We start from the raw sequence: 13,886 nt of genomic DNA on the forward strand, positions 1-13,886 counted from the left end.
AGCGGGCGGGGAGCCCGTCAGCGCCTGCCGCTGGCGGGCGAGCCGGTCTGGACGCCGGCATCCGTGCGCGGGGTGCGCTTGGCGGGCTTGCGCGGCCCCAGTTGCAGAAGCGGCTCGACGTTTTCGTTGCGCGTTACCGGCGGATCGAGGACCTGGCGCATCCCCTCTGAAAACTCCCGGCACGAACGCTCGAACTCCGCCAGCGCCTGGAGGTATTCACGACGAGCGGCTTTGTGTGTCATGGATCGCGCAGTGTCCGCGATTTCGAGGGCGCCTGCATCAGGGCATGCATCAGGCTTTGTGCGCACCCCGGCTCATGATCTCGCGCACTCTTTCTTGCAATACGGGCACCAGCTCGTCATCGAACCAGGGATTCGACTTGAACCATGCCACGTTGCGCGGCGACGGGTGGGGCAGGGGGATCACGCCGGGCGCATGTGCCCGCCACTCTTTCGTGGTGGCAGTCACCGATGCGTGGCCCTTGTCGCGAAGAAAGTGAGTCTGCGCGTATTGGCCGATCAGCAACGTGAGCTCGATCCGGGGCATTCGGGCGAGCAGGGCATCGAGCCACAGCGGCGCGCATTCGCGGCGCGGCGGCAAGTCGCCGCTCGTGGCGCGCCCCGGATAGCAAAAGCCCATGGGAATGATCGCGACGCGATCCCGGTCGTAGAAGGCATCGGGCGAGACGCCCATCCAGCTGCGCAGCCGCTCACCGCTGCGATCGTCCCACGGCACGCCACTCGCGTGCACCTTGGCGCCGGGCGCCTGGCCGACGATGAGGATCCGCGCGGCTGCTCCCGCTTGCAACACGGGTCGCGCACCCAACGGGAGGTGGGCTTCGCACACGCGGCAGGCTCGCACCGACTCCAGAAGAGAGTCGAGGGATCGGCCACTGTCTACGATTTGAACGGGGCTCCTCATAAGTCGGGCAGAGCGTGCGTTGCGGTCCACTGAAAAGGAAAACGGCAACAATCGTAGTCGCTGCGCTACGGCCATTCGATCGACCATCACCTTCTCAAGCCCATCGCTCTCGCTGACGTGCTGGGGCTGCTGCGGCGCCATTAGCAATCCGTTACGCGCACAGGTGATTGCCGCCGAATCCTTGAAAACCAAAGTTCCTATTTGGGTCCCGGTAATGCGAAACTCTGGTCACTCGCACAAATCGGGATATCAATGGATAACGAAGCCGATGTGGTCGGGCAGGCGTTCTTGCGCGGAGAGCGCCGCCTCACCGTTCCTGAATACATCGGGCTGGTTGCATCGTGCCAGGCGGCGTTCGATGCGGCGATGGCCGAGTTGCCTCCTTCCATGCAGGTGGATCTCTGGAACGCTTTTCATCCCGAGACCTTCCTGCCGTCCAGCGGAAGGCGGTTGCTTTGGGTGCTGCGCCGAGGCGTTCTCGACGACCTTGCCCCGAAGGCCGAGGACGTCCTGCCGCAGACCTGGCGACCCGCGCCGACCGAGCACGAGCAACTGGCCTTTCGCGCCATGCTCGAAGCGCTGGCGACGGGCCGCGAGCGCTCCGGCGAACTCACGGAGTTTTGCAACGAGATTTATCAGTGGCCCTCGGTCCAGGGCGTGGCCGAATACCTCACGGCGAACCTCGCGTCGGCAGTGCGCGTAGCCGCATTGGACGTCCCTGTTGATTCCGGGCCGAGGCGGTTGGACTTGCCGAGCTGGGCGCTCGTCGGCACCTTGCTCGACGCGTTGGGCGCTGCGCCCGATCACCGGGAAATTCCGCTCGCGGCTTTCACGGCCGCGCTGTCGACGGCACTCGGCGCTGAAAGGGACACGCTGAACCGCAAGCACTCGCAGTTGCTGGTCGAGTTCTACTTTGCGACGGATTCAGGCCGCCAGGCTTCTGCACCCGAAGCGCTGCTCCGGCTGAGGCTGGGTTTTGCCGAGGAGCTTGGCGAAGCGTTGGCCCAAGAGAGCGACGTTTCCCGGATCTCGCTCGAAGACCGCTTTCATGAGCTTCTGCGTCCACTGCAATGGCTGCGGCTGCTTCAGTTGACTGAAGGTCTGATCGGCTGGACTGCGCTCACTCTCGTGCATCTGCCGCCGGGCCAGATTGCCAGCGACTCGCCCTTCCGGTTCCTGAAGTGATGTCGAGCGAGGTCGAGCAAGGTCGAGCGCTTCTCGCGCTTGCCGGGGCTAGTGCAGAACCGCCAGCAGGCTGACGATGCCGATCGCCACGGCGGCCAGCGCATCGCCTGCGATCAACCCGCCGCCGAACAGCGATGCGCTGCTCATGTCTTCCGGCACGTCGCTTTTCGCAGGCGTGCGCGCCGTCCAGAGGCTTCCTGCGACACCTCCAGCGCCGAACCACAGCGAAGTCGGCAGGTTGACGAAGCCTCCGAAAGACAGCGCATAGGGCGACGGCAACACAATGGCATCGAGCACGAAGCTGCGTGGACGCAACCACTTGCGCAGCAGCTCGATCACGAGGCCCGCGGCGATGCCGACGGCAATGGCAGTGCGCTGAAACGGCAGGTCCTCCGTCAGGCCGCGCAGCACGCCGACGAACTTGTAGGTCATGGCCGAACTCCATTCGGCCGGCTGCTGATCGGCCTTCAGCACGGTCTGGTCCTGCAGCAGCACCGGATAGGCCGCCATGAACAACCGCGCGAAGACCACCGCCAGCACGGCACCCACGACGACGCCCATCACCTGATAGCGGAACTGCACGACGCGCGGCGTGCCGAGCCGCCAGCCCGTGGAGCGGTCCTGCTGCATGTCGCAGGCGACACTCGTCGCCACCAGCAACACAGCGCCGGCCATCAGGCCCACGCCAGGATCGCGCAAGCCGATGGCGGCGAGGATGACGACCGTCACGACGAAAGCGGACGAGATCGGATTGGAGTCGCTGACCCCCACCGAGATGCCGTTCACCAGGGCAAACACGAGGACCAGCGCGACGGCCACCGCGAGAAAGAAGAGGGGCTGCCCCAGCAGCCAATGCCCGCATGCCAGCGTGGCGGCGGCCCAGAAGAGCACCCATGCGATCAGCCGCACGCTGTTGACGCGCCGCCAATCGTCTTTGCCTGGCGATGCATCTTGCGTGGCCCTCAAGCGTTCTTGCGGAAGGGCCCGCACGAAGAGGAGCGTCATGTCGACCAGCGCGGCGCCCATGATCGTTCCCAGGGCAATCAGGAACATGATCTTGCGCGGCGGATCGCCGGTCTGCAGCCATCCGATCGAGACGAAGTACGGTTGCAGCGCAATGCCGATCAGGCCGCCCATCACGGCGGGGATGCCGATGCGGGCGCCGACGACGAGGCCCGCACCGAAAGTCGAAGCAGACAAGCCGATGGCGCCCAGCAGCGGAACTCGGGTCGACGCCAGCCCTGACAACAACCCGATGCCTATCCCACCGCCGAGCTGTCCCACGGAGCGCCGCAGCAGTGCGGGATCGGTCAATGCCCGAAGGATGTTGGCGACCGCCAGCCCCGAAGGAAAGGCCAGGCGCATGCGGTCGACCAGCACGGGCGTGTAGAGCATGCCGACCCCCACACCGAACATGCCCACGCAGGCAAGGTAGAGCGCCATCTGCCACGCTGGCGGCTGCGGCATGCCCATCCACGCCATGGCCTGCAGCAGCACGCCAAGCCCGCTCATGCTGGCGACGGACGAAGCCGCCGTCTGGATGTAGTTGGCGCCGTGGCGCCCGGCCGCGCCGTAGCCTGCGGTGACGGCAGAGCCGAGCAGCCCTGCCAGCACTTGTCCGCCGACGAAGAAGCCGAGCGAGAAGTTCATGTAGGCCGCCGTCACGCCGGCCAATGGCCCCAGGATGAACATGCCCGTGCACGCCAGGAGCAGGTGATATTGCCAACTGCCCTCGGCGGGCAACCAGCGCCATCGGGGGCTTTGGCTTTGGTGGGAATCCATGGACGGCGATGATCTCGCACTCGTGCCCCGCATCGGCCATTCAGTTCACCGTCAGATGACTTTCCTCGCCACAATCACGCCAAACAAGAGGAGACAACATGACGGTTCCAGCCACCTTCACCGAGATCCTTGCCCACTGGGAAGCCCGGCAGCCCGATGCCGTGGCGCTGACCTTTGGCGAATCAAGCCTGAGTTGGGCCGAGCTGGCCCGGCGGGTGCGCCGCAATGCTGCAGCGCAGCGGGCGGCGGGGCTCCAACCCGGCGACCGGATCGCCGTTCTCGATCTCAACCATCCGTCTTGCCTCGAACTCACGCTCGCGTGCGCCCAGGTCGGTACGGCCAATGCCGTAGTCAACTTCAGACTCGCCCCGCCCGAGATCGCCTATGTGATCAACGACGCGCGCGCCCGGCTGCTTTTCGTCGGACCGGAGTTCGCCGGGGCCGTCGAAAACCTGCGCGACAAGCTGCCCGCCGTGGAGCGGGTGATCCGCATCGGCGGGCCCGAAGACGAGTACGAAGCCTGGCTCGCGGCGCATGAGCCCGATGGCGAGATTCATCCTGCAAAGCCGGACGATTGCTTTCTGCAGCTGTACACGTCGGGCACCACGGGCTTTCCCAAGGGCGCGATGCTCACCCACCGCGGAATGGTCGCGCATTCGTACAACGTGGCAGTCGACCAGGGCATGGATGTCGACGCACGCGTCCAGGTCGCAATGCCGTTGTTTCATGTCGGCGGGACCAGCTACTCGCTCGCGGTGATCAGCCAAGGCGCACGGATTTTCATGCTGCGCATGCCCGACCCCGCGGCGGTGCTGGAAATGCTGGAGCGCGAGAAGATCACGCACACCTTCCTGGTGCCGGCGCTGCTGGCAATGATGACCAAGGTCCCCGGTGCGGCGCAACGCGACTTCTCCGCATTGAAAACGCTGTCCTACGGTGCCTCTCCGATGCCGCTTCCGGTGATGCGCGCTTCGCTTGAGCTGTTTCCCGGAGTGATGCAGCAGGTCTATGGCATGACCGAGGAAAGCGGCGTCGTGACCATCCTCGGCGCAGCGGACCATGCCGACCCGGCGGTGGCTCACAGGTTGGTGTCGGCGGGTACGCCGATTCGCGGCGTCGAAATAAAGATCTGCGACCCGGCGACCGGCGAGGCGGTTGCGACAGGCGAGCCCGGAGAGATCTGGGTGCGCAGCGAGCAGGTGATGAGCGGCTATTGGGGCAAGCCGGAGGCCACCGCGGCGGCGATCACCAAGGACGGCTGGCTGCGCTCGGGCGATGGAGGCCACATGGATGCCGATGGCTATATCTATGTCACCGACCGCATCAAGGACATGATCATCAGCGGCGGCGAGAACATCTATCCGGCGGAAATCGAGCGGGTGCTGATCGAGCATCCGTCGATCGCCGATGTTGCGGTGATCGGCATTCCGGACGATCAATGGGGAGAGGTCCCCAAGGCGGTGGTCGTTGCCGCGCCAGGCGCCACCGTCGATGCCGAAGAGGTGTTGGCCTATTGCCGCGAACGCCTGGCTTCGTTCAAGTGTCCCAAGTCCTTCGATGTCATCCTGGAGTTGCCGCGGAACCCGACCGGCAAGGTCTTGAAGAAGGATCTTCGCAAGCCCTACTGGGAGGGGCGCAACCGCCAGGTCGTGTAGACCGAGGGCGAACCGACGGCACTCCTGTAGGCAGTCTCCCACGCCCGAAAGTCTCGTGGGCTGCGGTGGGTCCGCGCGACCGCGACGCAGCATGAATTCGTCTGCCGTCGCCGCGTCGCCGTGATTGCAGCGTGCGGCGCGACGCATCACTCCAGGAGATGTCATGGACAAGATCGTGGACAAGATGACACCTGAGACGTGGATGCTGATCGCCATCGTCGCGGCGGTCGTGCTGATCGCGCTCATCGCCTATGCCGTTTATCGCGGCAGACAGTCTCGTCGATTGCGGGAGCGCTTCGGTCCCGAGTATGAACATGCGGTCGCGACGCACGCCAGCCGCGCCGAGGCCGAAGCCGAGTTGAGGCGCCGCGAGGAGCGCGTCGAACATCTGACCATCGTTCCACTCACCCCGGCGGACGGCGCACGCTTCAGCGAAGCCTGGACCGCGCTGCAAGCCCAGTTCGTCGACAACCCGCGAGGTGTGGTCGACCAGGCGGATGCACTGGTGCGCGAACTGCTCGCCAAGCGCGGCTATCCGCTGGCCGACTTCGAGAACCGCGCGGCCGACGTTTCCGTCGATCACCCTGTCGTGGTGAACAACTACCGCGCAGCGCAGGAGATCCGGCACCGCGTTCTCCAGGGCGATGTGGAGACGGAAGAACTGCGCAAGGCGGTGGTTCACTACCGGGCGCTGTTCGACGAATTGCTTGAAGTGCGTGAACAGCGGCCGGGCGCCAAACCCGTGCAATCAATGCGGCCGGGCCGGCCGATGGAGGTTCGATCATGATTTTCGATTCCAAGCGCCGTCGGCCGCCAGAGGCCGAATCGGAAGTGGCGACGGTCGCGGACCGCGAACACCGTCCCGACGAGCGAAGCGGCGGACATGAAGACGCCCCGCCCGTGGCGCGCGCCACGGCCGACGCCAGAGCCGAGCAGCCGATTTCCGGCGGTGGAGTTGGAATGGACGCCCATGCCCCCGCGAACCGAGCCGTGGAGCGGCAGGGCGCCGACGCTGGGCATGCGCACGGTACTGGCGGTACATCGGAGAGCGAGCGCGAAGAACTGGAACCGCTCTTTCCGCCAGACCTGGCGAAGCAATTCCGCCACGGCTGGGACGCAGTGCAGATCGGCTTTGTCGATGACCCGCGGCAGGCGGTGCGCAACGCCGACGAGTTGGTGAAGCAAGTGCTGCAAAGCCTCACGGAGACCTTCGGCGGAGAGCGCGGTCGCGTCGAAGCGCAGGTTGCGCAAGCGGATTCGACATCGACGGAAGACTTGCGAGTGGCCCTGCGGCGCTATCGCTCCTTCCTGCACCGATTGCTGTCGCTTTAGCTCCAGGCGCTCAGGTCGAGAGAAACGGCACGCCGGTGGCGGTGCCGCCTTCGATATCGGCATCGATGTCGATGCGCGCGCCGCTTGCGGAATCGAACAGATGCACTCCGCCCGGCTTCGGGCGCAGATGGACGGTGTCGCCGGGCGCGACGGACAGGCGCTCGTGGAAGAGTGCAATCACCTGGGTATCGCCCATGCGGACGCTGAGTTGCGTGTCGGACCCGAGCGGTTCGACCACCAGGACCTGACTTGCCGCACCTTCAGCCGGCGTACAGATCTCGAAGTGCTCGGGCCTGATCCCGCAAAAGACGTCGCGTCCCGCATGGATGAGAGAAGCCGTCTGCGACAGCGGCAAAGAGACGCCTGCCGCTTCGAATCCTTTCGGCGTGCAGCGGCCTCGGATGAAGTTCATCGCGGGCGAGCCGATGAAGCCCGCGACGAACTGATTGGCAGGCCGGTCGAAGAGTTCGAGCGGCGATCCGACCTGCTCGACACGGCCTGCGTTGAGCACCACGATGCGGTCGGCCATGGTCATGGCTTCGACCTGGTCGTGCGTGACATACACGGTGGTGGTCTTGAGCCGCTGGTGCAGGCCCTTGATCTCGCCTCGCATCACGATGCGCAGCTTGGCATCGAGGTTGGACAGCGGCTCGTCGAAGAGGAACACCTGCGGATTGCGCACGATGGCGCGCCCCATGGCGACGCGCTGGCGCTGCCCGCCGGAGAGTTGGCGCGGATAGCGATCGAGCAGTTGCGCCAGCCCGAGGATGTCGGCCGCCCATTGCACGCGCTGGGCGATCTCGGCGCGAGCACTGCCGCGATGCTCCAGCGAGAAGCCCATGTTCGCCGCCACCGTCATGTGCGGATAGAGCGCGTAGTTCTGGAACACCATCGCGATGTCGCGGTCCTTCGGATCGAGGTCCGTCACGTCGCGTCCGCCGATGTGGATGCGCCCCTGCGTGACCGCCTCCAGTCCGGCGATCATTCGCAGCAAGGTCGACTTGCCGCAGCCCGAAGGCCCGACGAGCGCGACGAATTCGCCGTCATGAATATGCAGGTCGAGCCCATGGATGACCTGCACGCCGCCAAAGCGTTTCTGGATTCGGGAGAGAAGGACTTCTGCCATGAATGGATTTGAGTGAAGAGGCTCAGCCTTTGAGTCCCGTATGCGCCAGGCCTTCGACGAACTGCTTTTGGGCGAGCACGAAGACGATCAGCACCGGCAGCGCCGTGAGCGTGGCCGCGGCAAGCTGGATGTTCCACATCGGCCCTCCATAGGCGTCGGTGTATTGCGTGAGCGCCTGCGGAAGCGTGAACTTCGATGGCGTCGACAGGAAGACGATCGGCTCAAGGTAGAGGTTCCAGCTGTGCAGAAAGGTGAAGATCGCCACCGACGCCAGCGCCGGACGCGCCAGCGGAAGTGCGATGGTGCGGAAAATCCTGAAGCGGCCGAGACCGTCCACGCGCGCGGCTTCTTCCAACTCGGGCGGCAGTGCGATGAAGAACTGGCGCATCACGAATGTCGCAAAAACGCTCGGTGCGCCGAAGACCGGAATCAGCACCAGCGGCCAATGCGTGTTGACCCAGCCCAGCTTCAGAAACATTTGGAACAGCGGCACGATGGTGACTTCGGAGGGGATCAGCAAGCCCGTCAGCACCACGATGAACAACGCATTGGCGCCAGGAAAGCGAATGCGCGCGAACGCATATCCGGCCATCGATGAGATCGCGAGCGTGGCAGCCGTGACCACTGCGGCAATCCATGCCGAGTTCCAGTACTGCTGCGCGAAGGGCTGCACCGTGAACACCTGCTTGTAAGTGCTCCAGTCGGGATGCGACGGAAAAAACTGCGGCGGAAAAACGAAGATGTCGCTGATCGGCTTGAGGGACGAAGTCACCATCCACCAGGTCGGGAACACGAACGGAATCAGCAGCACGCACAGCAAGCCGTACAGCACGACTTTCATGCGTCCGGAGGTCTGGTTGATTTCACTGTTCATGGAAGACGAACTTCTTGCGCATTTGCCATTGCGCGAGCGTCAGCAGTGCGACGATCGCGAACAGCACGATCGCCAGCGTCGATCCATAGCCGAACCGATGGAACTGAAAAGTCTGCTGGTACAGGTAGTAGACCAGCACGGTGGTCGACACTCCGGGGCCGCCTTGCGTCAGCACCGCGATCTGCGCGAACACCTGCAGCGAACCGACGATTGTGATGATGGACGTCAGCAAGATCGTCGGACTGATGAGCGGCAGCGTGATGCGGCGAAACTGCTTGAAGCGCGGCGCTCCGTCGATGCGCGCAGCCTCGTAGAGTTCGCGCGGGACGCCTTGCAAAGCCGCAAGAAACAGCACCATATTGAGCCCGACATTCTTGAACACCTGCACCACGATCACCGAAAGCATCGCCGTGGTGGGCGTGCGCAGCCAGTTCGGTCCTTCGATGCCCATCAGCGCGAGTACGCCGTTGATGCCGCCGTTGTTCTGCAACAGAAAACCCCAGACGATGGTCCAGGCAACCAGCGAAACCACCACCGGGGAAAAGAACAGCGTGCGAAACACCGTGATGCCGGGAAGCTTCTGGTTCAGCAACACCGCCAGCAAGAGCGCCAGCGACATGTTCAGGATCACCAGTCCGCCCGAGAACAAGGCGGAAGCGATCAGCACAGAAGGCAGCAGAGGGTCGTTCAGCAACTGCTGGTAGTTGGCGGTGCCTGTGTAGTTGAAGGTGTTGGCCAGCACGTTCCATTCGTGCAGCGAATACCAGAACACCAGCAGCAGCGGCACGAGCACGAAGACGAGCGTCCCCGCCAGTTGTGGTGCGGCGAACAGCAAGCCCGCCACGCTGTCGCGCCGCGCAATGGTCCAGAACGGCCGCGGCGCCGGGAGCGGCTCGGGCGTGCGATCGAGTACGCGTGCCATGGCGCCTCAGGCCTTATTGCGCGAGCAGCGGGCCGATCTGCGCGCAGATCGAGCGCGTCGTCGCAGGGATGTCGGCCTTCGGCTGCCACACGGCATCGAGACCGGAGCGCACCATCTGCTGCAGGCGCGCGAAGTCCGTGTGTGCCGGCATGACCTTGCCGGTGGAGATGCCCGAGACGACGACCTTGTCGAGCTGCACCGGCGAGAGCAGGGCATTCGTCTTGCCGAGCACTTCGGCATTGAGCAAGGACTTGCGCGCCGAAGGGAAGAACTGCGCGAGCTTGGCCGAGTTCTCCGGATTGGTCATGTAGCCGACGAAAGCGGTCGCCATCGCCGCGTCCTTGCCTGCCTTCAGCACGCCGATGCCTGCCTGTCCGACGATCGCGTAATCGCCGGCCGGACCCTTGGGCAGCGGCACGAGATCCCAGTCGAAGCGCTTGTCCTTGGGAAGCAGCGAGGCACGGCTGATCTGCGTGATCGTCATTGCGGCGTCGCCGGCGAAGAAGTCGACGTTCTGCCCCGGCCCGGGGATTGCCTTCTTCACGAAGATCGCCTCGTGGATGAAGCCAAGCGCATCGACCATCGGCCTGTCTGCGAAGGTGCAACGCTTGCCGTCGGCACTCCAGGGCGCGGCGCCCCATGCGTTCCATACCGACGACAGGTATTGCCAGGCCTGGTAGTTGAAGTCGCGCACCACGAGGCCGCCCTTGCCGCCTTGCGCCACGGCCTGAGCGGTTGCGATGGCATTGGGCCAGGTCCATTCGCCGGCGGCGATCAGTTCCGCCGGGGTCTTGGCGCCGGCCTTGCGGATGAGGTCGTTGTTGACGAACACCGCAAAAGGCGAGGTCGAGAAGGGATAGGCGTAGAGCACGCCGTCCTTCGACCAGCGCTCTGTGGCGGAAGGGCTGATCTCGCCCAGGTTGTAGCCCGGGGTGGCGGCGAGCGGCTTGCTGAGCGGCACGAGCGCGCCCGAGTTGACGAAGTCATAGGCGCTGGTCTCGAAGATCCACGCCATGTCCGGCGCGTTGCCGCCGGCGATCTGCGTGGTGAGCGCCGTGGTGTAGTTCTCGAAAGGCAGCGACTCGAAGGTGACAGTGACGTCGGGATGCTCCTTCTTGAAGCCATCGGCAATGCCGTTGAAGAGCTTCAAGTGGGCTTCGTTGGCGCTCCAGATGGTCATGCGAAGCCTAGTCTCTGCCGATGCGCCGGCCGCGAGCGCGAGCGACAGGGCCAGGCCGCCGGCAATGGCGCGCAGGGTGACGGACTTCTTGCTTTGAAACATGGGTGGTCTCCTCGGTGTCTTCTCGGTGAGCGGGCTCAGTAGGCGCGCACGTCGGGCCAGCGCGTCTCCACGCCCGCGCGGGCCAGCAGCGCCTGGAAGCTCGCGAGCCGCGTGTCGTCCGCCTGCACCTGGTGCGGCGTCACCTTGCCTTCGAGGCAATGCGCCGCCAGCATGCCGGCCACTTCGCCTACGTTCCATTCGACCGGGTGCAGCCGGTAGCAGCCGTTGGTGATGTGCGTCGTGGCGATGTTCTTGCCGCCGGCCAGCAGGTTCGTCATGCGGCGCGGCAGCAAGGCGCCCAGCGGGATTTCGAAGGGGCAGGACGGCACGTCGATGTAGTTGTCGCCGCCCGTCGAGGGGTGCAGGTCGATGCGGTACATGCCGACGCCCACGCTGTCGCGGTAGTGCACTGCGCCCTGGTCGCCGCGCACGGCATGCGACAGATGCTGCTCGACGATGCGTGTCATGCCGATGATGCGCCGGCTCTCTCGCACATAGGGCGCCATGGCCAGGCCGTGCGTCGTGCCCGTGACGTCGCCGCGCAGGCGCAGCCCCGGAAAACCCGTTCCGCCATCGGCGCGTGGTGCTTCGGTCTGCAGCCAGTAGAAGACCGAGTGCGACAACTCCGCCGCGGACTGCAGATGGCGCGCCTTCTCATCTTCGGAGACATCGAGGATCGACCCCTCCATGTAGTCGATCATGGGCCAGTTCACGAGGCAGATGTCGGACGCATAAGCGCCCGGCCTGAAGTTGCGCCGCGCCGCGATGCGCCTGAAGGTCCACAGGTTCTGGTCGCCTCCGCTCTTGCGTTGGTCTGCATCGACGAGCAACGGATCGTCATCCGGATTGGGCGTGAACGATCGCTCGGCGATCTCCAACGTGCGCGGGTTCGGCGCCTTGAAGCCGAGCAGCGGGCCGCCCCAGAAGTGCGGTTGATATTCGCGCCAGAAGTCGTAGTTGCGGGGTTTGTCGATGGTGTGGTCGCCGTCGACGTGGTCGATCGCAAAGCAGATCGAAACGGCCTGCACGTTGTCCGGCTGTGCGGTCGGCGGGGCGCTCGGCTCGCCGGTGTCGGCCTGGCTTTCGAAGCCGATCGCGTATTCGCAGCCAGTCAGGGGCAGCACGTCGCCCAGCTCGGTGGCGTCGATGACGAACGCGGCCGCGACCGTGATCTCTTCCTGCGTGTCGCGATGGCGCAGCGTGACCGAACGCACTTTGTCGCCGTCGGTGTCGGCCGCCACCGGGCGGTACGGTTGCAGCACTGTCAGGCGGCCTGCGCCGCGATGAGGCGCCAGCATGGCTTCGATTACCGCGAGCCCGACGCGCGGTTCGGCGCAGAGGCGGCTGACCCAGCCGGCGCCGGGGTTGAGTTCGTCCCATGCGCGGCTGGCCGCGGTGAGCGGATAGTGATCGCGGTAATAGCGCCGGATGCCATTGCGCAGCGCGCGATAACGGCGGGTGACGCCGAACTGCTCGACCCAGCTGTGCTCGTCCGGCGGCACCGCCTGGCTGGTGAGCTGTCCGCCGATCCAGTCGTACTCCTCGCTCATCACCACCGAACGGCCGGCCTCCAGCGCGCCCAGCGCAGCGGCCACGCCGCCGAGGCCGCCGCCTACCACCAGGATGTCTGTCTTCATTTCTCGCATGCTGTGTCGTTTCAGTCGGTTGAGGTGTCAGTGAGCCTTGGCAGGCCCGAGGGTTTCGCCGCGGATCGGCTCGCAAGGCAGCAGCACTTGTTGCACTGGTTGCGACATGCCGCCTTCGACGCGACGGACCAGCATCGCTGTCGCCTGGCGGCCCATCTCTTCACGCGGAACCACGAACGATGCGAAGCGCGTGCCGCTGCCTTCGGTGCGAACGTGAGAGCCCAGGGCAACGACAGACAAGTCTTCCGGCAGCCCCAGGCCGCGCGCCTTGGCCGCGCGCTCCATTCGAACGGCGTCGGCAAGCTCGACGCAGAAAGCGACCGTCGCGCCGCTGCCGAGCAGGGCGTCGAGCAGTTCAACGTCGTCGGCTGGCGTGTCCGGCATTTGCAGGACCAGTTCCATGTCGGCGCCGAGGGCCGCGGAGAAGCCTGTCCAGCGATCGAACTGCGACTCCGCCGGACCGATGGACCCCAGATAGGCCAGGCGGCGATGCCCGAGGTCGTGGGCCTGCCGCACGAGAGCGCCCGTGGCCGCGGCATAATCGCCGCCCACGAAAGGCACTCGCCCGCCGGCATCCTCGCGCCGGCCGATCGCAACGAAGGGAAAGTCGCCGGCCACCAGCCGCGCGAGTTCCGTCCGGTCGAAGGTCTTGCCCAGCACGATGCAGCCATCGGCGATGCGCAGCCGGCTTTCCTCGGCAAATATCTTTCGCTGTGCGTCACTGCTGGCGCCGGTCAAAAGCAGAAGGTCGTAGCCCCGCGCCTGCGCTTCCTCCTCGATTCCGAAGAGAAAGGGCAGGAAGAAGTCGGCGTGCGCGTTCGGAAAAGCGGGTTCGTAGGTGAACACGCCGAGGATGCGGTTCGAGCCCTTCGCCATCCGGCGCGCAATCGGATCGGGCACATAGCCGGTGTCACGAATGATCTTCTGGACCCGCTCGCGCGTTTCAGCCGGGATGCGGGCGAGCGCGTTTTCAGCCCCGTTGAGCACCAGGGACACGGTCGCCTGACTCACGCCCGCGAGCTTGGCGATGTCGAGCTGGGTGACGCGGCGGGCGGCGGGCATTTGTGGCTGCTGATGCGCATTAGCAATTTAGTAATGCGTATTATCAGCAAAGAATCCGCAACTTCGCGGTGGAAAGAGGGCAGGGATTTCCCTGCTTTA

Annotated in this window: 13 protein-coding genes; 4 read left to right on the top strand and 9 right to left on the bottom strand. The window is 65.1% G+C overall.

Annotation, left to right across the window (positions count from 1 at the left end; translation table 11 throughout):
- Positions 1–17: 17 nt before the first annotated feature.
- A complete protein-coding gene (locus tag AC1DEK_RS06705) occupies positions 18–242 on the bottom strand; it encodes a hypothetical protein (RefSeq protein ID WP_478124432.1) in 225 nt (74 codons plus the stop codon).
- Between the two features lie 49 nt (positions 243–291).
- Positions 292–921 (bottom strand): uracil-DNA glycosylase family protein, encoded by a 630-nt coding sequence (locus tag AC1DEK_RS06710; protein ID WP_478124433.1) that lies wholly within the window; start codon positions 919–921, stop codon positions 292–294.
- A 252-nt stretch (positions 922–1,173) separates the two neighbouring features.
- Between AC1DEK_RS06710 and AC1DEK_RS06715 the strand changes: the two genes are divergently transcribed.
- A complete protein-coding gene (locus tag AC1DEK_RS06715; RefSeq protein ID WP_478124434.1) occupies positions 1,174–2,106 on the top strand; it encodes a hypothetical protein in 933 nt (310 codons plus the stop codon).
- Between the two features lie 48 nt (positions 2,107–2,154).
- Here AC1DEK_RS06715 and AC1DEK_RS06720 read toward each other — a convergent pair whose 3' ends face one another.
- On the bottom strand, positions 2,155–3,888 hold the full coding sequence (locus AC1DEK_RS06720; protein WP_478124435.1) for an OPT/YSL family transporter: 1,734 nt from the start codon (positions 3,886–3,888) through the stop codon (positions 2,155–2,157).
- Between the two features lie 98 nt (positions 3,889–3,986).
- On the opposite strand from AC1DEK_RS06720, the gene AC1DEK_RS06725 reads away from it, so the two are divergent.
- The 3 genes from AC1DEK_RS06725 to AC1DEK_RS06735 all read left to right on the top strand — a co-directional run bounded on the left by AC1DEK_RS06725 (position 3,987) and on the right by AC1DEK_RS06735 (position 6,875).
- Positions 3,987–5,543, top strand: a complete 1,557-nt coding sequence (locus AC1DEK_RS06725) for a long-chain-fatty-acid--CoA ligase (RefSeq protein ID WP_478124436.1) — start codon at positions 3,987–3,989, stop codon at positions 5,541–5,543.
- A 163-nt stretch (positions 5,544–5,706) separates the two neighbouring features.
- Positions 5,707–6,330, top strand: coding sequence for a hypothetical protein (locus AC1DEK_RS06730; RefSeq protein WP_478124437.1), 624 nt, complete (start codon positions 5,707–5,709; stop codon positions 6,328–6,330).
- Positions 6,327–6,875, top strand: coding sequence for a hypothetical protein (locus tag AC1DEK_RS06735; protein WP_478124438.1), 549 nt, complete (start codon positions 6,327–6,329; stop codon positions 6,873–6,875). Before AC1DEK_RS06730 ends, AC1DEK_RS06735 begins: the two co-directional genes overlap by 4 nt.
- A gap of 10 nt (positions 6,876–6,885) precedes the next feature.
- On the opposite strand, the gene AC1DEK_RS06740 is transcribed toward AC1DEK_RS06735, so the two are convergent.
- From AC1DEK_RS06740 to AC1DEK_RS06765, 6 genes are read right to left on the bottom strand one after another with little or no spacing between them, the layout of a single operon-like run.
- The gene (locus AC1DEK_RS06740; protein WP_478124439.1) at positions 6,886–8,001 is read right to left on the bottom strand and encodes an ABC transporter ATP-binding protein; all 1,116 of its coding nucleotides are present in this window, start codon (positions 7,999–8,001) and stop codon (positions 6,886–6,888) included.
- A 22-nt stretch (positions 8,002–8,023) separates the two neighbouring features.
- Entirely contained in the window at positions 8,024–8,875 is an 852-nt protein-coding gene (locus tag AC1DEK_RS06745; RefSeq protein ID WP_478124440.1) for a carbohydrate ABC transporter permease, read from the bottom strand.
- Complete coding sequence (locus AC1DEK_RS06750) at positions 8,865–9,797, bottom strand: carbohydrate ABC transporter permease (protein WP_478124441.1); 933 nt, start codon at positions 9,795–9,797, stop codon at positions 8,865–8,867. The genes AC1DEK_RS06745 and AC1DEK_RS06750 overlap by 11 nt, the downstream gene beginning before the upstream one ends.
- 13 nt (positions 9,798–9,810) lie before the next feature.
- Positions 9,811–11,079, bottom strand: coding sequence for an ABC transporter substrate-binding protein (locus tag AC1DEK_RS06755; RefSeq protein WP_478124442.1), 1,269 nt, complete (start codon positions 11,077–11,079; stop codon positions 9,811–9,813).
- A 35-nt stretch (positions 11,080–11,114) separates the two neighbouring features.
- Positions 11,115–12,716, bottom strand: a complete 1,602-nt coding sequence (locus AC1DEK_RS06760) for an FAD-dependent oxidoreductase (RefSeq protein WP_478124443.1) — start codon at positions 12,714–12,716, stop codon at positions 11,115–11,117.
- A gap of 36 nt (positions 12,717–12,752) precedes the next feature.
- Positions 12,753–13,787, bottom strand: a complete 1,035-nt coding sequence (locus tag AC1DEK_RS06765) for a LacI family DNA-binding transcriptional regulator (RefSeq protein WP_478124444.1) — start codon at positions 13,785–13,787, stop codon at positions 12,753–12,755.
- Between the last annotated feature and the right edge of the window lie 99 nt (positions 13,788–13,886).

It is taken from the genome of Variovorax sp. 10N420 (assembly GCF_056394705.1).